At 51.9% G+C, this 24,039-nt stretch carries 28 protein-coding genes; 13 read left to right on the top strand and 15 right to left on the bottom strand.

Going from position 1 to position 24,039, the window contains the following annotated elements; genetic code table 11:
• The first annotated feature begins 55 nt into the window (after nucleotides 1-55).
• The gene (locus ACLJXE_RS02515; RefSeq protein ID WP_410750007.1) at nucleotides 56-1,255 is read left to right on the top strand and encodes an MFS transporter; all 1,200 of its coding nucleotides are present in this window, start codon (nucleotides 56-58) and stop codon (nucleotides 1,253-1,255) included.
• A gap of 78 nt (nucleotides 1,256-1,333) precedes the next feature.
• On the opposite strand, the gene flgL is transcribed toward ACLJXE_RS02515, so the two are convergent.
• The 11 genes from flgL to flgB form a co-directional block, all read right to left on the bottom strand.
• Entirely contained in the window at nucleotides 1,334-2,287 is a 954-nt protein-coding gene (gene flgL, locus ACLJXE_RS02510; protein ID WP_410750006.1) for a flagellar hook-associated protein FlgL, read from the bottom strand.
• A gap of 14 nt (nucleotides 2,288-2,301) precedes the next feature.
• Nucleotides 2,302-3,960 (bottom strand): flagellar hook-associated protein FlgK, encoded by a 1,659-nt coding sequence (gene flgK, locus ACLJXE_RS02505; protein WP_410750005.1) that lies wholly within the window; start codon nucleotides 3,958-3,960, stop codon nucleotides 2,302-2,304.
• Between the two features lie 64 nt (nucleotides 3,961-4,024).
• Complete coding sequence (gene flgJ / locus ACLJXE_RS02500; protein WP_410750004.1) at nucleotides 4,025-4,975, bottom strand: flagellar assembly peptidoglycan hydrolase FlgJ; 951 nt, start codon at nucleotides 4,973-4,975, stop codon at nucleotides 4,025-4,027.
• A complete protein-coding gene (locus ACLJXE_RS02495; protein ID WP_410750024.1) occupies nucleotides 4,975-6,051 on the bottom strand; it encodes a flagellar basal body P-ring protein FlgI in 1,077 nt (358 codons plus the stop codon). Before ACLJXE_RS02495 ends, flgJ begins: the two co-directional genes overlap by 1 nt.
• Before the next feature lie 33 nt (nucleotides 6,052-6,084).
• The gene (gene flgH, locus ACLJXE_RS02490) at nucleotides 6,085-6,783 is read right to left on the bottom strand and encodes a flagellar basal body L-ring protein FlgH (protein ID WP_003836756.1); all 699 of its coding nucleotides are present in this window, start codon (nucleotides 6,781-6,783) and stop codon (nucleotides 6,085-6,087) included.
• 57 nt (nucleotides 6,784-6,840) lie between these two features.
• Complete coding sequence (gene flgG / locus ACLJXE_RS02485) at nucleotides 6,841-7,623, bottom strand: flagellar basal-body rod protein FlgG (RefSeq protein WP_005129045.1); 783 nt, start codon at nucleotides 7,621-7,623, stop codon at nucleotides 6,841-6,843.
• A 13-nt stretch (nucleotides 7,624-7,636) separates the two neighbouring features.
• Nucleotides 7,637-8,392: a flagellar basal body rod protein FlgF gene (locus ACLJXE_RS02480; protein WP_045441661.1), complete on the bottom strand. Its 756-nt coding sequence runs from the start codon at nucleotides 8,390-8,392 to the stop codon at nucleotides 7,637-7,639.
• Nucleotides 8,393-8,412: 20 nt separating this feature from the next.
• The gene (gene flgE / locus ACLJXE_RS02475; RefSeq protein WP_410750003.1) at nucleotides 8,413-9,624 is read right to left on the bottom strand and encodes a flagellar hook protein FlgE; all 1,212 of its coding nucleotides are present in this window, start codon (nucleotides 9,622-9,624) and stop codon (nucleotides 8,413-8,415) included.
• 26 nt (nucleotides 9,625-9,650) lie between these two features.
• Complete coding sequence (gene flgD, locus ACLJXE_RS02470; protein ID WP_286629207.1) at nucleotides 9,651-10,349, bottom strand: flagellar hook assembly protein FlgD; 699 nt, start codon at nucleotides 10,347-10,349, stop codon at nucleotides 9,651-9,653.
• Between the two features lie 11 nt (nucleotides 10,350-10,360).
• Nucleotides 10,361-10,765 (bottom strand): flagellar basal body rod protein FlgC, encoded by a 405-nt coding sequence (gene flgC, locus ACLJXE_RS02465; RefSeq protein WP_045441655.1) that lies wholly within the window; start codon nucleotides 10,763-10,765, stop codon nucleotides 10,361-10,363.
• 3 nt (nucleotides 10,766-10,768) lie between these two features.
• The gene (gene flgB, locus ACLJXE_RS02460; RefSeq protein ID WP_003036189.1) at nucleotides 10,769-11,185 is read right to left on the bottom strand and encodes a flagellar basal body rod protein FlgB; all 417 of its coding nucleotides are present in this window, start codon (nucleotides 11,183-11,185) and stop codon (nucleotides 10,769-10,771) included.
• A gap of 157 nt (nucleotides 11,186-11,342) precedes the next feature.
• Here flgB and flgA point away from each other — a divergent pair, with 157 nt between their 5' ends.
• The 3 genes from flgA (at nucleotide 11,343) to flgN (ending at nucleotide 12,815) form a co-directional block, all read left to right on the top strand.
• Nucleotides 11,343-12,002 (top strand): flagellar basal body P-ring formation chaperone FlgA, encoded by a 660-nt coding sequence (gene flgA, locus ACLJXE_RS02455; RefSeq protein ID WP_410750002.1) that lies wholly within the window; start codon nucleotides 11,343-11,345, stop codon nucleotides 12,000-12,002.
• Nucleotides 12,003-12,095: 93 nt separating this feature from the next.
• A complete protein-coding gene (gene flgM, locus ACLJXE_RS02450; RefSeq protein ID WP_005129057.1) occupies nucleotides 12,096-12,389 on the top strand; it encodes a flagellar biosynthesis anti-sigma factor FlgM in 294 nt (97 codons plus the stop codon).
• Between the two features lie 3 nt (nucleotides 12,390-12,392).
• Nucleotides 12,393-12,815 carry a flagella biosynthesis chaperone FlgN gene (flgN, locus tag ACLJXE_RS02445; protein WP_410750001.1) on the top strand — a complete coding sequence of 141 codons (423 nt, stop codon included), beginning with the start codon at nucleotides 12,393-12,395 and terminating at the stop codon, nucleotides 12,813-12,815.
• Between the two features lie 88 nt (nucleotides 12,816-12,903).
• On the opposite strand, the gene murJ is transcribed toward flgN, so the two are convergent.
• The 4 genes from murJ to rimJ all read right to left on the bottom strand — a co-directional run bounded on the left by murJ (nucleotide 12,904) and on the right by rimJ (nucleotide 16,853).
• Nucleotides 12,904-14,439, bottom strand: coding sequence for a murein biosynthesis integral membrane protein MurJ (gene murJ / locus ACLJXE_RS02440; RefSeq protein ID WP_410750000.1), 1,536 nt, complete (start codon nucleotides 14,437-14,439; stop codon nucleotides 12,904-12,906).
• 221 nt (nucleotides 14,440-14,660) lie between these two features.
• Complete coding sequence (locus tag ACLJXE_RS02435) at nucleotides 14,661-15,584, bottom strand: Gfo/Idh/MocA family protein (RefSeq protein WP_410749999.1); 924 nt, start codon at nucleotides 15,582-15,584, stop codon at nucleotides 14,661-14,663.
• A gap of 1 nt (nucleotide 15,585) precedes the next feature.
• On the bottom strand, nucleotides 15,586-16,233 hold the full coding sequence (locus ACLJXE_RS02430; RefSeq protein WP_410749998.1) for a YceH family protein: 648 nt from the start codon (nucleotides 16,231-16,233) through the stop codon (nucleotides 15,586-15,588).
• A gap of 35 nt (nucleotides 16,234-16,268) precedes the next feature.
• Entirely contained in the window at nucleotides 16,269-16,853 is a 585-nt protein-coding gene (gene rimJ, locus ACLJXE_RS02425) for a ribosomal protein S5-alanine N-acetyltransferase (RefSeq protein WP_271450131.1), read from the bottom strand.
• A 260-nt stretch (nucleotides 16,854-17,113) separates the two neighbouring features.
• Here rimJ and mdtH point away from each other — a divergent pair, with 260 nt between their 5' ends.
• The 9 genes from mdtH to ACLJXE_RS02380 all read left to right on the top strand — a co-directional run bounded on the left by mdtH (nucleotide 17,114) and on the right by ACLJXE_RS02380 (nucleotide 24,009).
• Complete coding sequence (mdtH, locus tag ACLJXE_RS02420) at nucleotides 17,114-18,322, top strand: multidrug efflux MFS transporter MdtH (RefSeq protein ID WP_286629201.1); 1,209 nt, start codon at nucleotides 17,114-17,116, stop codon at nucleotides 18,320-18,322.
• 116 nt (nucleotides 18,323-18,438) lie between these two features.
• Nucleotides 18,439-18,999, top strand: coding sequence for a lipoprotein (locus ACLJXE_RS02415; protein WP_061068127.1), 561 nt, complete (start codon nucleotides 18,439-18,441; stop codon nucleotides 18,997-18,999).
• A 105-nt stretch (nucleotides 19,000-19,104) separates the two neighbouring features.
• On the top strand, nucleotides 19,105-20,151 hold the full coding sequence (gene pyrC / locus ACLJXE_RS02410) for a dihydroorotase (RefSeq protein WP_410749997.1): 1,047 nt from the start codon (nucleotides 19,105-19,107) through the stop codon (nucleotides 20,149-20,151).
• A gap of 74 nt (nucleotides 20,152-20,225) precedes the next feature.
• Nucleotides 20,226-20,471, top strand: coding sequence for a DNA damage-inducible protein I (gene dinI / locus ACLJXE_RS02405; RefSeq protein ID WP_006685106.1), 246 nt, complete (start codon nucleotides 20,226-20,228; stop codon nucleotides 20,469-20,471).
• 339 nt (nucleotides 20,472-20,810) lie between these two features.
• Nucleotides 20,811-21,065 (top strand): biofilm formation regulator BssS, encoded by a 255-nt coding sequence (gene bssS, locus ACLJXE_RS02400; protein WP_003036154.1) that lies wholly within the window; start codon nucleotides 20,811-20,813, stop codon nucleotides 21,063-21,065.
• Nucleotides 21,066-21,319: 254 nt separating this feature from the next.
• Nucleotides 21,320-22,438: an N-methyl-L-tryptophan oxidase gene (solA, locus tag ACLJXE_RS02395; RefSeq protein WP_410749996.1), complete on the top strand. Its 1,119-nt coding sequence runs from the start codon at nucleotides 21,320-21,322 to the stop codon at nucleotides 22,436-22,438.
• Between the two features lie 52 nt (nucleotides 22,439-22,490).
• Complete coding sequence (locus ACLJXE_RS02390; protein WP_003846814.1) at nucleotides 22,491-22,604, top strand: YceO family protein; 114 nt, start codon at nucleotides 22,491-22,493, stop codon at nucleotides 22,602-22,604.
• Between the two features lie 261 nt (nucleotides 22,605-22,865).
• The gene (locus tag ACLJXE_RS02385) at nucleotides 22,866-23,432 is read left to right on the top strand and encodes a cytochrome b (protein ID WP_410749995.1); all 567 of its coding nucleotides are present in this window, start codon (nucleotides 22,866-22,868) and stop codon (nucleotides 23,430-23,432) included.
• Between the two features lies 1 nt (nucleotide 23,433).
• Nucleotides 23,434-24,009: a YceI family protein gene (locus tag ACLJXE_RS02380; RefSeq protein ID WP_410749994.1), complete on the top strand. Its 576-nt coding sequence runs from the start codon at nucleotides 23,434-23,436 to the stop codon at nucleotides 24,007-24,009.
• The last annotated feature ends 30 nt before the right edge of the window (nucleotides 24,010-24,039 follow it).

The raw sequence follows: 24,039 nt of genomic DNA, 5'->3' as shown, positions 1-24,039 counted from the left end.
TGCTACCGCTTGAAGGATAAAAATAGCCGCACATCCCGTGATTGAGGAATCATTTGTGAACACACACACCGCACTTTCCCGTTGGGTTATTTTTGTTCTGGCACTGGGCGCTGGATTCAGCGTTGCAGCAATCTATTATGCCCAGCCTCTTTTGCCTTTAATGGGCCAGGACCTGGCCTTAAGCATCACTGGCATGGGTCTGGTGCCAACGCTCACCCAGGCAGGATACGCGCTGGGCATTTTGTTTTTGTTGCCGTTGGGCGACCGTTATGACCGCCGGACATTAATCCTGCTAAAAAGCGTCGCTCTTGCCGCACTGCTGTTGGCCTGCAGCTTTACCGGACAGTTACATTCGCTACTGCTGGTTAGCTTATTGATGGGAATGGCAGCGACCATGGCTCAGGATATTGTGCCTGCCGCAGCCATCCTTGCACCTGAAGGTAAACAGGGGAAAACAGTGGGTACCGTCATGACCGGTCTGCTGCTGGGGATCTTACTCTCACGGACCGTCAGCGGGCTGGTAGGTGAGGCCTATGGCTGGCGGGAAATGTATCAACTCGCCGCCGTCAGTATTGCTGTGATTGCCGTGCTGATGTGGACAATGCTGCCCCGCTTTACGGTCCATTCCACGCTGAGTTATCCGGCATTACTGCTCTCCATGGCGCAACTGTGGCGTCGTTATCCTGCGCTGCGCCGGGCGGCGTTGGCGCAGGGCTTTCTGTCTGTTGCCTTCAGCGCCTTCTGGTCAACACTGGCGGTTATGCTATCTGAGCATTACCACATGGGCAGTGCGATGGCGGGAGCATTTGGCATTGCAGGGGCAGCCGGAGCGCTGGCAGCCCCTATGGCAGGCCATCTGGCAGATAAAGTCGGTGCCGGACGGGTAACACAGTTGGGCGCGCTGTTAGTCACGCTTTCTTTTGCACTTATGTTCCTGCTTCCGGCCTTACCAGTACAGGGGCAATGGTTGCTGATTGCCCTGTCGGCGATAGGCTTTGATCTCGGGCTGCAGTCAAGCCTGGTTGCCCACCAGAATCTGGTTTATAGCCTGGAGTCTCAGGCACGAGGTCGTCTGAATGCGTTGCTATTCACTATGGTGTTTATCGGCATGGCGCTGGGTTCTGTACTCGGAAGTCAGGTCTATGCGCTGGCAGACTGGGAAGGCGTGGTGACGCTAGCCACGTTCAGCGGCGTTGTTGCACTGGTAATTAGACTGACGGGTAAATTACCGGTTAGCCAGACAACGACAGCCTAAAAAAATGCCCGCTCCGGGGTGTATGTGGAGCGGGCAGACAAACATATCCAGTTTCATGATATGTTTCAAAAATGATCGTTACCGGTTGAGCTGGAACAGTGACATTCCCTGCATATCGGTAAACGTTTTATATGACGCCTGTAGCGCAGCCTGCTGCATAACATAAGAAGAAATCGCCGCATTCCAGTCAACATCAACCAGATTGCTCATCTGTTGCGTTTGACCCAACGCACGATCGGCCCCCAACGAGTCCAGAGCGCTAAGTTCACTGAGTTGCGTACCGAGCTCAGCGCGAACAGACAACACATTATTCAGTGAGTTCTTCAGACCACGGTTGGACTTATCGATGGCTGCTTTGGCTGCATCTTTGGCCGCATCATTGCCTTCAATCGGCGTATTCAGGGCTGCAATAGCGGTATCCAACATGACGAATAGGTTCGTTTCTGACTTGCTACCGTCTGGCTCTGGAACCGCGTTGCTGGTCACCGAGTTAAAAATCTTATCTCCGGTATGACCAATCACCATTGACCGGGCAGCATCGACCTGTTGGGTGATATTTTGAGTTCCACCACTATAAGCACCATCAGTCTGGGAAAATGGTGGCGCTTCCGTTTTGTAGCCGCCAAAGATATAGCGACCATTACCGTCAGTACTGTTCGCCAGATTCATTAACTGATCGCGGATCCCTTGTAAATCAGTTGCTAACGATGCCCGGTTATCATCACTCAATGTACCGTTGCCTGCGTTGACAATCTTTTCCTGCGCAGCGGTAATCGCGGTCGTCGCCCGACTTAAAACGTTCTCTTCCAGTGACACTTTTTGCGTCGCGAAAGTACGCGCCAACGTATATTGGCTGTTCTGCGCCTGAGCCTGTGAAAGTACCACGGCCTGTGATGCGGCAATCGGATCATCAGACGGGTTGTTCACGCGTTTCCCCGTTGACATCTGCTCGCCAAATTTCAACCATTCAGCCTGAGAGTTGGTGATGCCGCGCATGTTCTGCTGGTACATCATCTGAGTACTGATACGCATTGAGTTCCTCTCCCTTAGCGAATATTCAGCAGTGCATCAAAGAGCGAATTCGCCGTTTGCAGCACCTGAGCGTTGGCCAGGTAATACTGCTGATAACGCTGCAAATTCCCGTACTCTTCGTCGAGGTTAACCCCGGAAATAGACTGTTGCTGATTTGAAAGCTGAGTGACTACGTTGTTTTGCGTAGTGCTGCTGGTTTTTAAGGTCGCCGTTTTGTTCCCGACATCGCTCACCAGCGTAGCGTAAGCATCGTTAAAGGTTTTATTCCCGACGGTTGCCTTGGTTTGCAGATCCAGCAGTTTCTGGCCGTTACGGTTATCGCTCTTTCCTTTATCGGCATTGGGATCAGTGTCATTTTTGGACACTTCAGCCATGGCGATTTTCGACTCATCGGTCACCGCCACTTTCATATTAATAATGGCGTCACCCACGGGTTTCACCGTGAAGCTGTCATTTGCCAGCGCACCATTTTTGACGGTGATTTCCAGCCCATCAAAAGACATTTTTTCGTTAGTGATCGCCGGCTTAAAGCTGGTATTGTCAGCCAGGCGGGTTACCTGCCAGTCAGTGCCATCAAAAGTAATTTTATAGTCGGTTGCCTGCACCGACGAGCTATCCGTCATTTTAACGTCAAGCGCACCTGTCCCTTTATTCTTTGTATTGCTAAGAACTGCCGGGCCACCAATCTCGAAAAAGTCTTTGCCTTGAGCGCCGTTGGCATCAAAACCTTCTTTGTGTTGCGTGTTAAACCTATCAGCAAAGGCGAGAGCCAACTGGCCAAGGGTATTACGCGTCTGGTCGAGTTCCTGCGAACGGAACGTCAACAGCCCGCCCAGCGAGCCGGTCGTGATCAGCTTTTCCGGGATGGCAACTTCTCCGGCCACGCCGTCAACATAAGCGACGGTCGTGCGAGAGGGATCATCGCTGGAAGGTACAGCGGCCAGTTGGCGAGCATTGCTGCCTTGTACCAGCGAATAGCCATTCGCCATGGTCACGTTATAGGTGCCGCCGTCCTGAATACTGACTTCCACGCCGACAATCTTATTCAGCTCACTCACCAGTTGATCGCGCTGATCGAGCAAATCGTTAGGTGATGCACCCGCGCCAACGCCGGTCAAGCGGGAGATTTGGTCGTTAAGGCTGGCAATTTGCTTCGAATAGTTGTTGATCTGATCGACGCTGGCTTTAATAGCAATATTGACCTGTTTATCCTGATCGCGCAGATATTGGTCCGTCGTTTTGAACTGATTGACTAAGCCATCAGCTTTACCGATAAGTGCCTGACGCGCCGCCGGATCTTCTGCGTTGCTCACCAACGTCTGCAGACTGGTAAAAAAGCCCTGCATCGACGTTGAGATCGAACTGGTTTTGCTGGCAAGCAGGTTGTCGATTTTTGACATTTGCTCATAACGTGTCGTCAGACCGCTGCTCTGGTTCTGCGCCGCACGTAACTGATTAGTGATAAATGAGTCATACTCACGCTGTACGCCAGAAACATAGACACCATTGCCGACCCAGCCCCCCGCACCCAGCGTGCTGTTCGCCTGCGCCATAATTGTCGTTTGTCGGGTATATCCGGCAACGTTATAGCTGGAGATATTATTACTGGCAGTGTTCAACGCGGCCTGCGCTGCGCTGAGTCCACTCATCGCGTTATTAATCAAGCTGGACATGGAGGTTCCTTGTAATCCTTCAATACTCGGTATTATCGGCAGCAGGTCAGCAGACTTGAGCTATTTAAAAGAGATTATCGAGATTCGTGCTGTAGGTTTTACTCACCTTTTCGCTCATCGATTTTAGCTGCTGGATCATACTGGTTAATTTGCGCGCATAGTTAGGGTCGGTGGCGTAACCGGCATTCTGCAATGCCTGGGCACCCTGCTCAGCGGTCGCGGCACCGGTCACCGCTGCGTAACGCGGATTGCGGGATATCAGACCGACATAATCCGACAGTGCTTCAAGATAGGAGCTATAAACACGGAATTTCGCTTTCACTTTTTTCGCCTCACCGTTTTCGTATTCGGTGGTGGTAATTTCAGTGGTCGGCCCTTTCCAGCTTCCCGAGGCTTTTACCCCAAAAATGTTAAAGCTCGGCTCGCCGTTCTCCCGTCGAATTTGTCGTTGCCCCCACCCGGACTCCAGCGCAGCCTGCGCCAGAATCAGATGATGAGGAACCCCACTCTGCTGACTGGCCAGTTTTGCCGGCAACGAAAGTTGAGCCAGGAAGTCTTTGCTGTCACCCGACAGCGGCTCATCATTGCTTTCTGTGGTTCTGGGCATGGCTTTACGGACCAGTTGTGTCAGCGTCTGGTTTTGATAGCTGGTCACCGTTTCCAGCGAGAACTTCATCGGCACCTGCGGCGTATCATCCGCAGGTTGCCCCTGTCCTTGCGTCATCTGCTTGACCATCATTTCTGCCAGTCCCAGTCCTTTTCCAGCCGTCATCTGCTGGGCGATCTGTTGGTCATACATGCTGGTGTATAAACGCGTGGAGTCGCTGCTAAACACACCGTCTTTTGGCAGCGCCTCACGCATGCTTTTCAACATCATCTGCACGAACATCCCTTCTACCTGGCGGGCGACCGGGCGGATATTTGCCGCCGGGTCCTGGCCCGCTTTCGCTTTCAGTTCGTTCAGTGATTGTGCGTCCCAGGCTGCGCTGGTCAGCAGTTTGCTATCACCAATCATCAGATGATTTCCAGTTTGGCGCGCAGACAACCTGCACTTTGCATGGACTGCAGGATAGACATCAGGTCCATCGGAGTTGCCCCCAGCGCATTCAATGCACGTACGACGTTGTTCAGGTTGGCGCTGGAACGGACGCTCTGCAACGCCCCCCCGCTCTGGCGCAAATCGATCTGCGTTTGTGGCGTCACCACAGTTTGTCCACCACCAAACGGGGTATCCGGCTGGCTGACATTCGCCTGGCGGTTAACCGTAACCGACAGGTTGCCTTGTGCTACAGCGCAGCTATCCAGCGTCACTTCACGGTTCATTACCACCGATCCCGTACGGGAGTTAATAATCACCTTCGCGTCCTGCGGCGTGACGTTCACTTCCATATTCTGGATATCCGCGAGGAAACGTACCTGCGAGCTATTGCCACTCGGGACGCGTACCTGAATCGTGCGAGCATCCAGCGCAGTCGCACTGCCAAATCCGCGAGAACGGTTGATGGTGTCGGTTATCTGCTGCGCCATGGTGAAATCTTCATTATTCAGCTGCAGATTAATGGTATTACCGCCACCAAACTGGGTGGGTAACTCACGTTCAATAATAGCACCGTTGGTGATACGTCCGCCGTTAAGCTGGTTCACCTGGACACTACTTCCACCCGCTGCGGCACCTGCACCACCGACCAGAATATTCCCCTGCGCCAACGCATACACCTGGCTATCGACCCCTTTCAGCGGTGTCATCAGCAACGTCCCGCCACGCAGGCTTTTGGCATTCCCCATCGAAGAAACCACCACATCGATGGTTTGTCCCTGACGACCAAACGCCGGGAATGATGCGGTCACCATCACTGCCGCCACGTTTTTCAACTGCATATTGGTGCCCGTCGGCACGGTAATACCCAGTTGCGAGAGCATGTTATTCAGCGTTTGCGTGGTAAACGGTGTCTGGGTGGTCTGGTCACCCGTACCGTCCAGTCCCACCACCAGCCCGTAGCCTATCAGCGAGTTTTCACGCACCCCCTGAACACTGGTCAGGTCACGAATGCGATCGGCATGCGCAAAGGTGGTAGCCAGTACCAGTACCATTCCAACAAGAGTTTTAAACACTGGATACCTCGCTTACATCGGCGATAAATTAAGGAAGAAACGCTGCAACCAGCCCATATTCTGCGCCTCGTTGATATAGCCGTTACCGACATATTCAATACGCGCATCCGCAACCTGCGTTGACGGTACAGAGTTGCTGCCGCTAATGGTGCGCGGGTTAACAACTCCAGAGAAGCGAATGAATTCAGTACCCTGGTTAATGGCAATCTGTTTTTCACCCACTACGTGTAAATTGCCATTCACCAGTACCTGATCAACCGTCACGGTCAACGTACCACTGAAGGTGTTTCTGGCGTTCGCGCCGCCTTTACCGTTAAACGAGTTGCCGCCAGAAGCCTCTACATCGGCACGCTCGTTGCCAAACAACCCCTGCAGGTAACGTGGTACCGTGTCAAAACCAAAGTTAGTTTTGCCATCACGACTGGCATTCGCCGAGGAGCTTTTGCTCGCACTGACGTTTTCCTGCAATACAATAGTCAGCGTATCGCCAATATTGCGCGGACGGCGGTCTTCAAATAACGGCTGGTAGCCATAATTAATCGGCTGCGCAGACTGAAATATTGATCCATTCGCCACCGGCGTCGGGCCTGGAACTGGCTGAGCAGTCGTCGCGCCCTGGACGAGCGGAGTAGCCGGGATCCAGGCACATCCTGTCAGTGAAACCACCAGCAGGGCCAAAATCGGGTATGGGTGAAGCGCGTATTTTCGCATTGCCTTCATCTTCAAAATCAGTGCGCCGGTGAGGCTTTCACCCCACCGGACATCACTTTAGAGTTGCGTCAGTTTCTGCAGCATCTGATCGGTGGTCGATACCGCTTTACTGTTGATTTCATAAGCACGTTGAACCTGGATCATGTTGACCAGTTCTTCCGCCACGTTGACGTTAGAGGTTTCCACATAACCCTGGTACAACAGGCCCGCGCCGTTCAGCCCCGGCGTACTTTCGTTCGGTGCGCCGGACGATTGCGTTTCGGTGTACAAATTTTCACCAATACTTTCCAGGCCAGTATCATTCATGAAGGTCGTCAGGTTGAGTTGTCCCACCTGAACAGGCGCAGCCTGACCCTGCTGAGTCACACTGACAATACCGTCTCGTCCAATGGTGATGCTCAGCGAGTTAGCCGGGATAGTGATTGCAGGCTGTACCTGAAAACCACCCGCCGTGACCAACTGACCGTTCTGATCCACCTGGAAAGAACCATCACGTGTATAGGCTGACGTCCCATCCGGTAACATGACCTGGAAAAAGCCCTGGCCTTTAATCGCCACATCTTTGCTGTTATTGGTCTGTGACAGATTACCCTGGCTGTGCAAACGTTCGGTCGCAACCGGACGTACACCGGTACCAATCTGCAAACCGGACGGCAGTGTTGTCTGTTCAGAAGACTGCGCTCCCGGTTGACGAATCGTCTGGTACAGCAGATCTTCAAACACCGCACGCTGGCGTTTAAAACCATTCGTACTGACGTTTGCCAGGTTGTTGGCAATCACATCCATGTTGGTTTGCTGCGCGTCCAGGCCGGTTTTGGCGATCCATAATGAATTGATCATAAAATGTCCTGTATTAACTCATCGACAGCAGTTGGTTGGCGCGGCCCGCGTTATCATCCACGCTACTGATAATCTTCATCTGCATTTCGAAGCGGCGAGCGCTGGCAATCATATCGCTCATCGCCGCAACGGGTTTGACGTTACTGCCTTCCAGTACCCCCGACATCACGCGGATGCTGGGGTCGGCTTGCAGTGTCGGTCCCCGGGTAGCTTGCGCTGCCGCATTCAGACGGAACATGCCATCATCACCACGTTGCACTTCACTTCCCGTCGCTTTAACCAGCTTCAGACGTCCTACCGGCGCCACCGTATTCGCGGGATCGCCTGGGTTGAGCGCCGAAATCGTTCCGTCAGCGGCGATAGTCACTTCCGACCCTTCCGGTACCGCTATCGGCCCAGCTTCGCCGATCACCGGATGTCCCTGAATGGTCAGTTCACCGGTTGGGCTCACCTGAATAGCGCCATTGCGGGTGTATCCCTCGCTGCCATCAGCGGTCTGCACAGCCAACCAGCCATCCTGCTGCAAGGCCACATCCAGCGGACGGGAGGTATAATCCATCTGGCCTGGCGTCATATCGGCCCCAGGCGTGGAAGCAACCACCAGCGTACGTGTCGGCAGTGAAAGCCCTTCTACGGGAACCGCGCGCAGCGCGTTGAGCTGAGCACGAAAACCCGGTGTGGAGGCATTTGCCAGGTTGCTGGCCGTCACCGCTTGTTGATTCAGCGTCTGACTGGCCGCGCCCATGGCGGTATATATTGCGTGATCCATTAAGCCATCCCGTCAGGCGCTTAGCGCAGGTTGACCAGTGTGTTAAGGATCTGATCCTGGGTTTTGATAGTCTGCGCATTCGACTGATAGTTACGCTGAGCGACGATCATATTCACCAGTTCTTTACTCAAATCCACGTTAGAAGCTTCCAACGCACCGTTGGTCAGCTTGCCGAAGTTCCCCGTACCCGCGGTACCCAGCAGCGCCACACCAGAGGCCTGAGTTGCTGCCCAGACGTTATCGCCCTGAGATGCCAGACCTTCGTTGTTGGCAAAGTTTGCCAGCACGATCTGTCCCAGAACCTGTTTCTGTTCGTTGGAGTAGTTACCGACTACGGTACCGTCATTGTTAATCTGGTAGCTCACCAGATCGCCTGGTTTGTACCCGTCCTGATTAGTGGCAACAATGTTGTTTGCGCCAGTGTTCTGCTGCATGGAGTTCTGGAAACTCATGGCGAAGGTGACTGCGGGTGCGCCATTAAGAGCGGATGTGGTGATATTGAATGTACCGCCGCCGATTAACGACCCATTGGTATTAAATTCCAGTGTGGACGTTGGTGCGGTTGGCACAGCAGCCTTAGGGTCGCTGCTATCAATGGTATAGACAGCCCATTTGTTATCAGGCTGCTTTACAAAATAGGCGTTAACTTCGTGGGCATTGCCCAGGCTGTCATAAACGGTGACAGGACCTTTTTTGTTATAGCTGTCAGCATCTTTCGGATCGAACGTTGTCGTTGTCGGGATTTTATCCGATGAGTTCAGGTTGATCTGCATTGAGGCCTTGCTGGTTGCCTGTGCCGCCATCAATGTATTAGGGATCGTGATCGGCCCTGGGTTCGCACCTTGCTGAACTGTCGGCGGCGTACCGGTCGCTGGATAGCCCGTCAGCTTTAGCCCCTGCATGTTAACGATGTTGCGGTTTTCATCGAGTTTGAACTGACCGTTACGACTGAAGAAAACAGAACCATTGCTGTCAACCATACGGAAAAAACCGTTCTGGCTGATAGCCACATCCAGCCCGCGTCCGGTGTTGGTGGTGGTACCATCGGTAAAGTCCTGGGTAATACCCGCCACTTTAACGCCCAGGCCCACTTTAGAGCCGGCAAACATATCGGCAAAGGATGCCGTACCGGATTTAAAACCGTAAGTGGCGGAGTTGGCGATGTTGTTACCAATGACATCGAGGTTGGTCGCTGCAGCGTTCAGACCGCTTACCGCTTGTGAAAAGGCCATGACTTACTCCTGATAAGTGTGAAGGCTTAGATTATCTGCCGTACTTCGTCGAGGGTGGTGGTTCCATAGGTGCCCAGATCCAGCGTGTTACCGCCGTTACTGCGGATAACACCCTGCACCAGCGCAAACTGTAGAGGCTGCGCCACAAGCTGCGTTCCGCCATTACTGGCCGCAATCGAGACGTTATACGAACCGCTCGGTGCATCCGTGCCGTCCGTCATCGTGCCGTCCCAGGTAAAGGTATGCACACCCGCTTTCAACCCGCCAATATCAATGGTGCGTACCACCTTGCCGTCTTTATCGGTAATGGTTGCGGTAACCTTATCTGCCGGTTGCTGCAGCTCAACGCCAAACGGTGTCGTGGTCGTCGTTGCCCCTTCTTCCGCACCTTTACCGGTCAGAATGGTGGTTCCCGGGATCATGACACCATGGCCAATCAGAGTACTGGCCTGCAACGACTGGCTGCTATCGATCTGTCCAGAGATCGATCCCAGCGTGGTATTCAATTTTTCAATGCCGCTTACGGTACTGATTTGCGCTAACTGGGTAGTCAACTCATTGTTTTGCAGCGGGTTGGTCGGGTCCTGGTTTTTCAACTGCGCAACCAGAAGCGTCAGAAAGCTGCTTTGCAGATCAGCCGCGTTGCTCCCTGTCAGCGAACTTTTGCCAGTGGCAGCATTAACACCCGACGTACTCGGGTCATTCATTTTTACAGCAACGGACATGTGCGCCTCCTTTACTGGCCCAGCGTCAGCGTTTTAAGCATCAAGCTTTTCACGGTATTGAGCACTTCAACGTTTGCCTGATAACTGCGTGAAGCAGACATGGTGTTAACCATCTCGCCGACCACGTCGACATTCGGCATTTTTACGTAGCCATTCGCATCCGCCAGCGGATTGCCCGGCTCATAAACCAGCTTGTCCGGCGCCTGACTTTCAATGACGTCAGCGACTTTTACGCCACCGGTTGCTGCACCTGGTGCTGCATCGACCTGAAAAACAACCTGCTTTGCGCGATACGGCTGACCATCAGGTCCGGTCACGCTATCCGCATTCGCCATATTGCTGGCTGCCACATTCAGACGTTGAGACTGAGCCGTCAGCGCAGAACCTGCGATATCAAAAATATTGAGCAACGCCACGGGTTAGTTCCCTCCTTGCAGCACGTTCATCATGCCCTTGATTTGCCCACCTAATGCGGTAAGCCCCATCTGGTACTTCAGGCTGTTGTCCGCAAACTGCGTACGCTCCCTGTCCATATCCACCGTGTTGCCATCCAGAGACGGCTGGTCAGGAATGCGATAGAGCAACTCCGTAGAAGGCGCCGAGACAGTCTGAGCAGGAATGTGTTGTGCAGAGGTCAGCGTCAACGAAACACCGCCTGTTTCTTCCCGCCCTCGCACCATGACTTTTTTTAATTCACTGGCGAAATCCAGGTCGCGCGCCTGATACCCCGGCGTGTCCGCATTGGCAATGTTGGCCGCTAATATTTCCTGGCGTTGGGCGCGCAAATTCAGCGCTTCCTGTTGAAAACGTAAGGCGGCGTCGAGCTTATCGAGCATATCTCCTCCGCAAATGACAAAATTCAGCCGACAGCTTAAATCCCATCACGCGCGCGTTATCGCCGGAATAAACGCAAAATGCGTCGCTATTTGTTGCGTTGATGACTGCGTCACACAGGTAGAATCCTGCCACTACCTGAAAAAGCGCGAGGTTTTGATGCAAACGTTTAAACGTGGAATAGTCGTGGCAGCACTGCTGTTCAGCCCGATGACGCTGGCACAAGACCTGAATTCGCAGTTAACAGCGTGGTTTTCCCAGCGCCTGGCCGGGTTTAGCGATGAGGTGGTCGTCACTGTCCGTACGCCGCCAAACTTGCAACCCAGCTGCGATCAGCCTGCTCTGAGCGTGTCCGGCAGTGCGAAACTGTGGGGTAACGTGAACGTGCTGGCCCGCTGCGCCAATGAAAAACGCTATCTGCAGGTAAATGTGCAAGCCACCGGCAATTATGTTGTCACAGCGGCCCCTGTTGCCCGTGGAAGCGTCCTGAACGCGACCAGCGTAACGCTAAAACGCGGTCGCCTGGATCAACTGCCGCCACGCGCCATACTGGACATTAATCAGGTTCAGGATGCCGTGAGCCTGCGCGACCTGGTTCCTGGTCAGCCCATCCAGCTCACAATGTTGCGCCAGGCCTGGCGAGTAAAAGCGGGTCAACGCGTGATGGTTATCGCCAACGGAGAGGGTTTTCAGGTCAATGCCGAAGGTAAAGCGCTCAACAATGCAGCCGTCGCACAAAACGCACGAGTGCGGATGATTTCTGGTCAGGTGGTGAGTGGAATCGTCGATTCTGATGGGAATATTCTTATTAACCTATAATAGGTTAAAGATTTTTTAGCGAGTGCCGATAGATAATCAACCAATGATTAAAGCGGGCCGCTATAGCGTAACCCCTCGATGAGGATAGAAAAAATGAGTATTGATCGTACCTCACCATTGAAGCCAGTAAGCACTGTCCAGCCACGCGAAACCAGCGACTCGCCGGTACAAAAAGCGCGGAAGGAAAAAACAGCAACGACAAACAGCACCAGCGTAATGCTGAGTGACGCTCAGGCCAAACTGATGCAGCCCGGCACCAATGACATCAATATGGAACGTGTCGAAGCGCTGAAAACCGCGATCCGTAACGGCGAGCTGAAAATGGATACCGGAAAAATTGCCGACTCGCTGATCCGCGAGGCACAGAGCTACCTACAGAGTAAATAAAGTATGACTCGTTTGTCAGAAATACTTGATCAGATGACGACCGTCCTCAATGACCTGAAAACGGTGATGGATGCTGAGCAGCATCAGCTTTCTGCAGGGCAGATCAACGGTAGCCAGCTACAGCGAATTACAGAAGAAAAAAGTTCTTTGCTGGCCACCCTCGATTATCTGGAACAACAGCGCCGCCTGGAAAATGACGCCACGCGCAGCGCCAACGATGAGATTGCCGAGCGCTGGCAGACAATCACTCAGAAAACACAGCATTTGCGCGATCTCAACCAGCACAATGGTTGGCTGCTGGAAGGGCAAATTGAACGCAATCAACAGGCAATTCAAGTGCTGAAACCGCACCAGGAGCCGACGCTGTATGGCGCGAACGGCCAGACCTCTGCGGCACATCGCGGCGGGAAAAAATTCTCTATTTGATCATTGCCTGATGGCATTGTGCTTATCAGGCAACGCTATTCTGTTGACCGGATGCGGCGTGGTACCGCCATCCGGCATAAGATGTCCATTACGCCGTCCGGCGAACGAACTCTTTCACTTTAAAGCCCAGCACAGCAAGAGCGGCAAAGTAGGCAACGATTCCCACGACCACCACCGCCATCAGACGCATCACACGCCACACCATTGTCCCTTGTGACCAGTCCGGCATAACGTAAAGCATCCCTACCAGCGCAGCAGACATCACCAGCACTGAAATCACCAGACGCGTCACGAACCAGGCCCAGCCCGGCTGTGGGGTGAATATTTTCTGTTTACGCAGTTGCCAGTAGAGCAGTGAAGCATTCAGACACGCCGCCAAACCGATCGACAATGACAGTCCGGCATGCTTCAACGGCCCGATAAACGCCAGGTTCATCACCTGGGTCAGAATCAGCGTCACAATGGCAATTTTTACCGGCGTTTTAATATCCTGACGCGAGTAAAAACCAGGCGCCAGTACTTTCACGATGATAATACCAATCAGCCCGACCGAATACGCCACCAGCGCACGCTGGGTCATTGCCGCATCAAACGCGGTAAATTTTCCGTACTGGAACAGCGACACCGTCAGCGGTTTCGCCAGAATACCCAACGCTACGGCACTGGGTAACGCCAGCAGAAAGCACAGGCGCAGCCCCCAGTCCATCAGGCGACAATACTCATCATGATTTCCGCTGGAAAAACTTTTGGACAGTGATGGCAGCAGGATTGTCCCAAGAGCTACCCCCAAAACACCGGAGGGAAACTCCATTAGACGGTCAGCATAGTACATCCATGACACCGAGCCGGAGGCCAGAAACGAGGCGAAAATCGTGTTAATAATCATTGAAACCTGGCTGACGGAAACCCCAAGGATCGCCGGTCCCATTTGCTTCACGACGCGCATTGCCCCTTCGTCGCGGAAGTTGACACGCGGCAGTACCAGCATGCCAATTTTCTTCAAATGTGGAAGCTGATAAACCAGTTGCAGCACACCGCCCACGGTGACAGCCCACGCCAGCGCCAGCACCGGTGGATGGAAATAAGGTGCGGCAAACAGGGCAAAACCGATCATGCTGATATTCAGAAACGTCGGTGCAAACGCTGGAATGGAGAAGCGATTCCATGTGTTAAGGATTGCACCTGCCAGCGAGGCCAGCGAAATCAGCAGAATATAAGGAAAGGTTATTCGCAGCAGTTGGGTGGTCAGTGTGAACTTATCTGCAGTATCAGCAAACCCTGGCGCGGTGACCATTATCACCCACGGCGCAGCAAGCATCCCGGCCACCGTGACGACGGCCAGCGCCAGCGTCAATAGACCAGAAACATAGGCGACAAACACGCGGGTGGCGTCTTCACCCTGCTTACTTTTGTATTCGGCAAGAATCGGTACGAACGCCTGAGAGAACGCACCCTCAGCAAAAATACGGCGCAACAGGTTAGGCAGTTTGAATGCCACAAAAAAGGCGTCGGTCGCCATCCCTGCGCCAAAGATTCTGGCGACAATCGCGTCACGCGCAAAACCCAGCACACGTGAGAACATCGTCATCGAGCTGACGGCTGCCAGCGATTTTAATAAATTCATCTATGTTGTATTCCAGACTCTGAGGCAGAACCCCGCATAGCCAGTCCATAGGCCGGAGAAGGCGTTAAGCCCTCATCTGGCAATGTCGCAGGGCCTGATGCCGACGCTAAAGCGTCTTATCAGGCCGACAAACTGGTCTATCGCTTGAAAAGAGGTGTTTTTTGAGTGGGCATATAGTACCTGGATTACCGTGAATTACTACCGCCAGATGTTACAGGGGGTTATTCCGCCATCGCCTCCCGCCACAGTTTTTCAACCACACGCTGCGCCAGAATCGCCTGCTCGCCCGCCGTCTCAGGAACCGTCTGATTTTGTACGCAGGCTATAAAATGACGTGCGCATCCGGCAAACCCACGTTGTTCTAACGTCGTTTGCCATCCTGCAATTGGCTTATGTACCACACCTTGCCCGCGTTCTTCGCGCCATTCCCGCATATCCGTCACATCAATCAAGCCCCCCTCCGTCACGGCCTGGATGCACTCGCGCTGGCTACCAGCACGGCGGTGCATACTGGTAGTTATCTGTAGCTGGTCGGCAGAAAAATGATGTTCAGCATAAAGCATCTCACCGGTGTCATTTGTTAACAGCGTGCCGCCATTAAGTTGAACCTTTCCTCCTGCCAGCCACAGCGCGGTGTCTACCACGTGCAGATAATCATCCAGCAGCGTAAAACGCAGATCGTGCGGCCCGACGCTGTCCGTACGGTGCTTGTCCATACGAACAGACGCCGCATTGCCCAACTGCACCTTGAGATCCTGGTACAGCGGCGCAAAGCGACGATTAAACCCAACCATTAGCGTCAGCTTTTTCCGTGCCGCCAGCTCCACCAGTTGTTCAGCTTCGCGCAGATTTTCTGCCAGCGGCTTGTCCACGCAAACGTGAACGCCGGCATTCAGCAACTCACTCACTACGGCATAGTGGGTGGCGGTACTGGAATGAACGAAAACGGCATCGCAGGTTGCCGCTAAATTCTGTACGGAATCAACGTATGGCATTCGCCAGGTTTCACAAATACGCTGTGCTTTTTCCCGCGAGGGCGACCATGCGCCCTGCAGTGTCCAGTCCGCAGATGCGCCCAACACAGGCAACCATGCCTTTTGCGCGATACTCCCTAACCCGACCACGCCGATACGCAATTTTCCCACGTTAGTCTCCCAGATGTGCCAATAACGAATCGAGCCGCTGTTTCAACTCTGCCACTTCGGTTTCCAGCGCTTCAACACGCGCCTGCAAATCTCCAGACGCCGTCTGCGGTTCATCTGCCGGAGAGAGTGACTCATCAACCTCGCCACAAAACAGGTGCATATAACGACTTTCTCGTTTTCCAGGTTCACGCGCCAGGCGAACCACATAAGGGCCATCTTCCCGGGTAGCCAGTTTTTCCAGCGTCGACTCCACTTCCGCCATATCGCTGAACTCATACATTCGGGATGCGCGGCTACGCAATTCACCCGGCGTCTGTGCGCCACGCAGTAACAGCGTGGTGATCAATGCCACTTCACCCGCACTAAGCTTAAGATTGCCAAACTCTGAATTACAGAACCGCTGTTCGTATTTAGTCACACGATTACCAAAGCCGCTCACCGTACGCAGAAAATGCCTTTTTACCAGGTTATCAAGCTGATCCTGCACCTCGGCTTCCGATAGATTCATCACCGGTTCACGGTTGGTTTTTTGATTACACGCGGTCACCACACCATTCACGGAAAGGGGATATTGTTCCGGTGTAGTAACCTGTTTTTCTAATAAGCAGCCAATCACACGTGCTTCGGTGGCGGTTAATTCGTATTTCATCGTCTTCTCCATTATTCAGGCCGCGCGCCTGAAACTTAGCGACCGGGGGTCCATTCTGATGTTGTCAACGCCGTAAGCACATGATCGCGCCACTGCCCATCAATCAGCAGATAGTCTTTTGCATACCCTTCTTTCTCAAAGCCAAGTCGCGCAAGCAAATCGCCGCTACGCTTATTGTGTGGCATGTAGTTCGCCATAATGCGATGAATATGTTGCGTCCGCTGCATATAACGAATAGCGGCGGTCAGGGCTTCGTACATCAGTCCCTGCCCTTGCCACTTCTGCGCAATGGAATAACCGAGATAACAGGCGTGGAAAGATCCGCGCACCACGTTTGAGAAGTTCGCAACGCCGATAATTTCTTTTTCGTCTGGATCGAGCAGCGCGAAATACCAGGCCGTGCCTTGTTTATGAAATTCAGAGATCATGCTCAGACGCGCCTGCCAGCCAGAGGGGTAGCAGTGGCTTTCATCGCGAATAGGTTCCCAGGGCTTTAAGAAATGACGGTTTTCTGCGTAATAATCTGCCAGACGCCAGGCATCACGCTCATGCACCAAACGCACGACCAGGCGGTCCGTGGTTAAGCGCACTTTTGGCACGTTACTGCGATAGCCAAACATTCTATACCTACTCCTTCCCGTAACGTCTTCAATACGCAATTCGCATTACTATACCTGTGCAAATACACCCTGTGAAAAGAGCAAAATGCCATTTTTTGAATTATTCACACATTTTGATGAAAACTCTCTATCAAGACTGACTTTTGATAAAAAAATATTGTCCAGCCAGGGGTGGGAAAAGCGCAAACGACACCGCAGAATAGAAGGTGCTTATCTTTTAAACTCTCCACCGAGTGACGAGTTTTTTCCCTGGAGGGGAAATGTCGCAAGTCTCGCAGGCAAGGAACCTGGGTAAATATTTCCTGCTCATCGATAATATGCTGGTCGTGCTGGGTTTCTTTGTCGTTTTCCCACTGATCTCTATCCGTTTCGTCGACCAAATGGGCTGGGCCGCCGTGATGGTCGGTATCGCACTTGGATTGCGCCAATTTATTCAGCAAGGGCTGGGGATTTTTGGCGGCGCAATTGCTGACCGCTTTGGTGCCAAACCCATGATTGTGACCGGCATGTTGATGCGTGCTGCCGGGTTCGCCACGATGGGAATTGCTCACGAACCCTGGCTATTGTGGTTCTCCTGTTTCCTCTCCGGCTTAGGCGGTACATTATTCGACCCACCCCGCTCGGCACTGGTGGTCAAACTGATCCGCCCGGAAAAGCGCGGACGCTTTTTCTCTATTCTGATGATGCAGGACAGTGCGGGCGCCGTTGTTGGTGCATTACTCGGCAGCTGGCTGTTGCAGTACGATTTCCGCCTGGTTTGTGCCACGGGTGCGATTTTGTTCGTTCTGTGCGCTGCGTTTAACGCCTGGCTGCTTCCGGCATGGAAGCTATCCACCGTGAAGATTCCCGTGCGCGAAGGCATGAGTCATGTGATGCATGACAAACGATTTGTCACCTATGTCCTGACGCTGGCGGGGTATTACATGCTGGCGGTACAGGTTATGTTAATGCTGCCGATTATGGTTAATGACATTGCCGGTTCGCCGGCCGCCGTGAAGTGGATGTATGCTATCGAAGCGTGTCTCTCTTTAACGCTGCTCTACCCTATCGCCCGCTGGAGTGAGAAACGTTTTCGTCTTGAACATCGACTGATGGCAGGCCTGCTGATCATGTCTCTTAGCATGATGCCCATCGGTCTGGTCGGGAATTTACAGCAGCTTTTCACCCTGATTTGCACCTTCTATATCGGTTCTGTCATCGCGGAACCGGCACGCGAGACGCTGAGCGCGTCATTGGCAAATGCGCGCGCACGGGGCAGTTACATGGGCTTTAGCCGCCTCGGATTAGCCATCGGCGGCGCCATCGGTTATATCGGTGGCGGTTGGCTGTTTGACATGGGTAAAGCATTGTCACAGCCAGAGCTCCCGTGGATGATGCTCGGCATTATCGGCTTTATCACCTTCCTCGCGCTGGGTTGGCAGTTTAGCCATAAACGCCCGTCACGCGGCATGCTGGAACCTGATGCCTGATAGCCGATCAGACGTCCCGGACTCAATTTCAGTTTTTTCTGCTGGTGTCCGGGCCGCTGGTGCTTGATGCTGCATTGTGTCACGATTACGCCACAAGCATCATGTTGAGGAACCCCATGAAAAAGATTTTTTTTGCTGCTGCACTGATTGTCAGCGGCCTGTTGGTTGGTTGTAATCAACTCACACAATACACGGTTAGCGAGCAAGAAATTAATCAGGCATTGGCTAAGCATAACGACTTTTCGAAAGATATTGGTCTGCCTGGCGTGGCGGAAGCCCACATCGTACTGACCAATCTCGCCAGCCAGATTGGTCGCGAAGAACCGAATAAAGTGACGCTGACAGGCGATGCCAATCTGGATATGAATTCCCTTTTTGGTAGCCAGAAAGCGACCATGAAGTTGAAGTTAAAAGCATTGCCAGTCTTCAATAAAGAAAAAGGCGCGATTTATCTGCAAGAGATGGAAGTGGTGGATGCGACCGTCACACCAGAGAAAATGCAATCTGTACTGCAAACTCTGATGCCCTACTTAAATCAGTCGCTGCGGAATTACTTTAACCAGCAACCAGCCTATATTCTGCGTGAAGACAGCAGCAAAGGCGAAGCGTTGGCGAAAAAACTGGCGAAAGGGATTGAAGTTAAACCGGGCGAAATCATTATCCCGTTCACCGATTAATAAACAACAGGGCGCTAATGCGTCCTTTTTTTTCGTGCAAACGAAAACGTTTCCGCTTATCCTTTGTTTCCGGCAAAAAAGACTATCCTCAGCCGGAGCATATTGATGACTGCACCATCCCAGGTTTTAAAGATCCGCCTCCCAGACGACTGGCACCTTCACCTTCGCGATGGCGACATGTTAAAAACTGTCGTGCCTTATACCAGTGAAACTTATGGTCGCGCGATTGTTATGCCAAACCTCGCTCCACCGGTCACTACCGTTGACGCTGCTATTGCGTACCGCCAACGCATTCTGGACGCTGTACCCGCCGGACATAACTTTACTCCGTTAATGACCTGCTACTTAACGGACACGCTGGATCCTAATGAACTTGAGCGTGGATTCAACGAAGGCGTCTTCACTGCCGCTAAACTTTATCCCGCCAATGCAACAACCAACTCTACACACGGCGTAACCTCAGTCGATGCCATTATGCCGGTACTGGAGCGCATGGAGAAATTGGGGATGCCCCTGTTGGTGCATGGTGAAGTGACGCACGCTGATATCGATATTTTCGATCGCGAGGCACGTTTTATCGAAACGGTGATGGATCCCTTGCGTCAGCGTTTAACCGCGCTAAAAGTGGTGTTTGAACATATCACGACCAAAGATGCTGCCGAATACGTTCGCGATGGCAACGAGCTTCTTGCAGCAACCATCACACCACAGCATTTAATGTTTAACCGCAACCATATGCTGGTCGGCGGAATTCGTCCGCACCTGTACTGTCTGCCGATACTCAAACGTAATATTCACCAGCAGGCGCTGCGTGAACTGGTTGCCAGCGGATTCAGCCGTGCATTCCTTGGCACCGACTCCGCACCGCATGCACGTCATCGTAAAGAGTCCAGTTGCGGCTGTGCAGGTTGCTTTAACGCGCCGACAGCACTGGGAAGCTATGCTACCGTGTTCGAAGAGATGAATGCTCTGACGCATTTTGAAGCCTTCTGCTCACTGAACGGTCCACAGTTCTACGGCCTACCCGTCAATGATACCTTCATTGAACTGGAGAAAATTGAACATCAGGTACCGGATAGCATCGCACTGGAAAATGACACGCTGGTGCCATTCCTTGGCGGTGAAACCGTACGCTGGTCAGTAAAACGCTAAAAAAGTGTAGCCCACTGTTGTCAACTGGCGCAGTTAACTGTATAAATAACCAGTACATCCAACAGGGGGCTATTATGCGTATTGAAGTCACTATTGCCAAAACTTCACCTTTACCAGCCGGTGCTATCGACGCGCTGGCAGGTGAACTCTCCCGCCGTATTCATCATCATTTTCCGGATAACGAAGGTAACGTTACCGTTCGCTATGCCGGGGCAAACAATCTGTCGGTTATTGGCGCAACAAAAGAGGACAAAGAACGCATCAGCGAAATCCTACAGGAAACCTGGGAAAGCGCAGATGACTGGTTCATCAACGAATAAAAAATGATATGCAGTGATGTTTGTTTGCCGGGTCGCCCCGGCTTTTTTATACGTGCAGCCTTTTAATCAATCTTGCATTTACTACGCTAGCAGACAATTTATATTAAACACCTTGATTATCTTTTAATCAGAACACCAAAATAATTGCACAACATGCTAAAAAAAAATGAATAACATGTTGTTTTATTAGTCAGATACCACTGAAAACAAAAAATTTATGCGCCGCCCTCTTTAAATTTTCAATGAATACCCTTATTTATTGATATACTGAAGTTGCTTCAGAAAAAAACGCATTGAACCTCGAAAACCGTTGTCTAGTAACACGAATTAGGGGGCATGATGGAAAAGAATAATGAAGTCATTCAGACTCATCCACTTGTAGGATGGGACATCAGCACTGTTGATAGCTACGATGCGCTGATGCTGCGTTTGCACTACCAGACCCCGAATCGTCCGGACCCGGATGGGACTGAAGTCGGTCAAACGCTCTGGTTAACCACTGATGTTGCCAGGCAATTTATTTCGATATTAGAAGCCGGAATCGCCAAAATTGAATCCGGTGATTACCAGGTAAATGAGTATCAGCGACATTAAACCTGATACATCCAACCATCAAAAGGCACCTTCACGGTGCCTTTCTTATTTGCAGGTTGAATATTCCGGTTCAGTTATTTACCCTGCTATACCTGTCATACTTCAAGTTGCATGCGCGTTGGCTTTATTACTCGGCCCCTCCCTGGGCCTCGCCCTTTCAGGGCCGCTGCAAGTAGCGTTCAAAACGGCCGGGGCGTTTTGTCCTGCAACTCGAATTATTTAAGGTATACTATCGCGATTGCAGAGAGAAGCGGATGAAATACGACTTAATCATTATTGGCAGCGGTTCCGTGGGCGCCGCAGCCGGATACTACGCCACGCGCGCCGGTCTCAACGTTCTGATGATCGACGCTCATATGCCACCGCATCAGCAAGGCAGCCACCACGGCGATACACGATTAATTCGTCATGCTTATGGCGAAGGTGAAAAATACGTCCCACTGGTCCTGCGTGCGCAGACCTTGTGGGATGAACTTTCCGCACAAAATGAAGAACCTGTTTTTGTTCGCTCTGGCGTTATCAACCTGGGGCCCGCAGATTCAACTTTCTTAGCAACCGTGGCGCAAAGTGCAAAACAGTGGCAGCTCAAAGTCGAACAGCTGGATGCAGAAGCTATCATGGCTCGCTGGCCAGAAATTCGCGTGCCTGAAAACTATATCGGACTTTTTGAAGCCGAATCCGGTTTTTTACGCAGTGAGTTAGCCATTAAAACCTGGATTCGCCTGGCTGAAGAGGCGGGTTGTGCACAACTGTTTAAATGCCCCGTCACGGCAATTCATCACCACGATGATGGCGTAACGGTTGCAACAGCCGATGGTGACTACCACGCGAAAAAAGTCGTCGTCAGCGCCGGTACCTGGGTCAAGGCATTACTGCCTGAACTGCCGATACAACCGGTGCGTAAGGTATTCGCATGGTATCAGGCTGACGGACGCTACAGTGTCAAAAACAAATTCCCGGCATTTACCGGCGAACTGCCTGATGGCGATCAATACTACGGTTTTCCAGCTGAAAATGACGAGTTAAAAATTGGCAGGCATAACGGCGGACAGGTCATTCATTCACCTGAAGAGCGTAAACCGTTTGCCACTGTCGCCAGCGATGGCTCTGAGGCCTTCCCATTCCTGCGCGCTGTTTTGCCTGGCATCGGCTGTTGTCTGCATGGCGCATCCTGTACTTATGATAACTCGCCAGATGAAGACTTCATTATCGATACGCTGCCAGACCATGACAACACGCTGGTGATTACCGGACTCAGCGGACACGGTTTTAAGTTTGCTTCCGTACTGGGCGAAATTGCCGCTGATTTTGCCCAGGGTAAACCGTCAGCCTTTGACCTGACGCCATTCCGTCTGTCCCGTTTTAAGCGATAATTGATCAACGGCCTCGTTGGTGAGGCCATTTTTAATAACAGGAATAACATTGATGCGTCGCATCTTTCACTATCTGGTTAATAATATTCGCGAGCATTTCATGCTCTACATTATTTTATGGTCGCTGCTGGCGATTATGGACGTCATATATATTATGTTTTTCTAACCTATTTGCGCTGACATTAACTGACAAAAACTGATAATTACTTAATCTCACTGCAATAAACTGAATAACTTAACGTCCACTCCTTCTTGTTATCAAGCCCTTCTCCTTATCCACTCACACTAACGCTTTGATGATTACGCCTTTATTTAATCAATTTTATTGAAATAAGAATAAATATCATCACCATTGTTATTTATTAGTTGCATTAATGTCTTTTCCGCGCCATTTTCATTCACTTCTGAAATATCTAACGGTGTGTTTATGCAATTCAATAATAGTCCACAGCGCTATGGCGTGGTATCAGCCGCATTACACTGGCTGGTCGCTATTGCCGTCTATGGCATGTTTGCTCTGGGTTTATGGATGGTAACACTCAGTTATTACGATGGTTGGTATCACCAGGCACCTGAACTGCATAAAAGTATCGGTGTGCTGCTGATGATGGGACTGGTTGTCCGCATTGTCTGGCGGGTTGTTTCCCCTCCCCCTGCCGCGCTGAAAAGCTATTCCCGTCTAACCCGCATTGCGGCGGCATTGGGTCATCTCACGCTATATACCCTGCTTTTTTCTATTGTCATCAGCGGCTATCTGATCTCTACCGCAGACGGTAAAGCAATAAGCGTATTTGGTTGGTTCGATGTTCCCGCCACATTTACCAACGCCGGCGTACAAGCCGACATCGCTGGTAACTTGCACTTGTGGCTCGCCTGGACCGTGGTGGTTTTATCACTTCTGCATGGGCTAATGGCCCTGAAACATCACTTTATCGATAACGACGATACCCTTAATCGCATGTTGGGAAAATCGTCATCTGACTATGGAGCTTAAAATGAAAAAAAACCTGCTGGGGCTCACACTCGCCTCTTTATTATTCACGACCGGCTCTGCCATCGCGGCGGATTACAAAATTGACAAAGAGGGACAGCATGCCTTTGTTAATTTCCGCATTCAGCATCTGGGATACAGCTGGCTGTACGGCACATTTAAAGACTTCGACGGTACATTTACCTTTGACGAGAAAAATCCGGCTGCCGATAAAGTCAATGTCACCATCAACACCAACAGTGTTGATACCAATCATGCCGAGCGTGACAAACACCTGCGTAGTGCAGATTTCCTTAACGTAGGCAAATTCCCGCAGGCCACTTTCACCTCCACCAGCGTGAAAAAAGCGGGTAACGATCTGGATATCACCGGTAACCTGACCCTGAACGGTGTCACCAAACCTGTCACGCTGGACGCGAAGCTCATCGGTCAGGGTGGCGATCCGTGGGGTGGCACACGCGCCGGTTTTGAAGCGCAAGGGAAAATTAAGCTGAAGGACTTTAACATCACCACCGACCTCGGCCCTGCTTCGCAGGAAGTCGACTTAATTATCTCGGTGGAAGGCGTACAGCAGAAATAACGTCCTGGTGATGCCGGATGAGGCTTTTGC

The organism is Citrobacter sp. U14242, from assembly GCF_046555775.1.
Taxonomy (GTDB): domain Bacteria; phylum Pseudomonadota; class Gammaproteobacteria; order Enterobacterales; family Enterobacteriaceae; genus Citrobacter.
This window is presented reverse-complemented; position numbering and strand designations above follow the sequence as displayed.

Bases quoted from the DNA above. Each gene is read 5' to 3' on its own strand.
- ACLJXE_RS02415 (WP_061068127.1), top strand. From the start codon at position 18,439: ATGAAAAAGATTTTTTTTGCTGCTGCACTGATTGTCAGCGGCCTGTTG.
- solA (WP_410749996.1), top strand. From the start codon at position 21,320: ATGAAATACGACTTAATCATTATTGGCAGCGGTTCCGTGGGCGCCGCA.
- ACLJXE_RS02430 (WP_410749998.1), bottom strand. From the start codon at position 16,233: ATGAAATACGAATTAACCGCCACCGAAGCACGTGTGATTGGCTGCTTA.
- flgE (WP_410750003.1), bottom strand. From the start codon at position 9,624: ATGGCCTTTTCACAAGCGGTAAGCGGTCTGAACGCTGCAGCGACCAAC.
- flgG (WP_005129045.1), bottom strand. From the start codon at position 7,623: ATGATCAATTCATTATGGATCGCCAAAACCGGCCTGGACGCGCAGCAA.
- ACLJXE_RS02390 (WP_003846814.1), top strand. From the start codon at position 22,491: ATGCGTCGCATCTTTCACTATCTGGTTAATAATATTCGCGAGCATTTC.
- ACLJXE_RS02380 (WP_410749994.1), top strand. From the start codon at position 23,434: ATGAAAAAAAACCTGCTGGGGCTCACACTCGCCTCTTTATTATTCACG.
- flgB (WP_003036189.1), bottom strand. From the start codon at position 11,185: ATGCTCGATAAGCTCGACGCCGCCTTACGTTTTCAACAGGAAGCGCTG.
- dinI (WP_006685106.1), top strand. From the start codon at position 20,226: ATGCGTATTGAAGTCACTATTGCCAAAACTTCACCTTTACCAGCCGGT.
- flgJ (WP_410750004.1), bottom strand. From the start codon at position 4,975: ATGATTGGTGATAGCAAACTGCTGACCAGCGCAGCCTGGGACGCACAA.
- flgH (WP_003836756.1), bottom strand. From the start codon at position 6,783: ATGCGAAAATACGCGCTTCACCCATACCCGATTTTGGCCCTGCTGGTG.
- flgM (WP_005129057.1), top strand. From the start codon at position 12,096: ATGAGTATTGATCGTACCTCACCATTGAAGCCAGTAAGCACTGTCCAG.
- bssS (WP_003036154.1), top strand. From the start codon at position 20,811: ATGGAAAAGAATAATGAAGTCATTCAGACTCATCCACTTGTAGGATGG.
- mdtH (WP_286629201.1), top strand. From the start codon at position 17,114: ATGTCGCAAGTCTCGCAGGCAAGGAACCTGGGTAAATATTTCCTGCTC.
- flgK (WP_410750005.1), bottom strand. From the start codon at position 3,960: ATGTCCAGCTTGATTAATAACGCGATGAGTGGACTCAGCGCAGCGCAG.
- ACLJXE_RS02495 (WP_410750024.1), bottom strand. From the start codon at position 6,051: ATGGTACTGGTACTGGCTACCACCTTTGCGCATGCCGATCGCATTCGT.
- ACLJXE_RS02480 (WP_045441661.1), bottom strand. From the start codon at position 8,392: ATGGATCACGCAATATATACCGCCATGGGCGCGGCCAGTCAGACGCTG.
- murJ (WP_410750000.1), bottom strand. From the start codon at position 14,439: ATGAATTTATTAAAATCGCTGGCAGCCGTCAGCTCGATGACGATGTTC.
- pyrC (WP_410749997.1), top strand. From the start codon at position 19,105: ATGACTGCACCATCCCAGGTTTTAAAGATCCGCCTCCCAGACGACTGG.
- flgA (WP_410750002.1), top strand. From the start codon at position 11,343: ATGCAAACGTTTAAACGTGGAATAGTCGTGGCAGCACTGCTGTTCAGC.
- flgL (WP_410750006.1), bottom strand. From the start codon at position 2,287: ATGCGTATCAGTACTCAGATGATGTACCAGCAGAACATGCGCGGCATC.
- ACLJXE_RS02385 (WP_410749995.1), top strand. From the start codon at position 22,866: ATGCAATTCAATAATAGTCCACAGCGCTATGGCGTGGTATCAGCCGCA.
- flgN (WP_410750001.1), top strand. From the start codon at position 12,393: ATGACTCGTTTGTCAGAAATACTTGATCAGATGACGACCGTCCTCAAT.
- flgD (WP_286629207.1), bottom strand. From the start codon at position 10,349: ATGTCCGTTGCTGTAAAAATGAATGACCCGAGTACGTCGGGTGTTAAT.
- rimJ (WP_271450131.1), bottom strand. From the start codon at position 16,853: ATGTTTGGCTATCGCAGTAACGTGCCAAAAGTGCGCTTAACCACGGAC.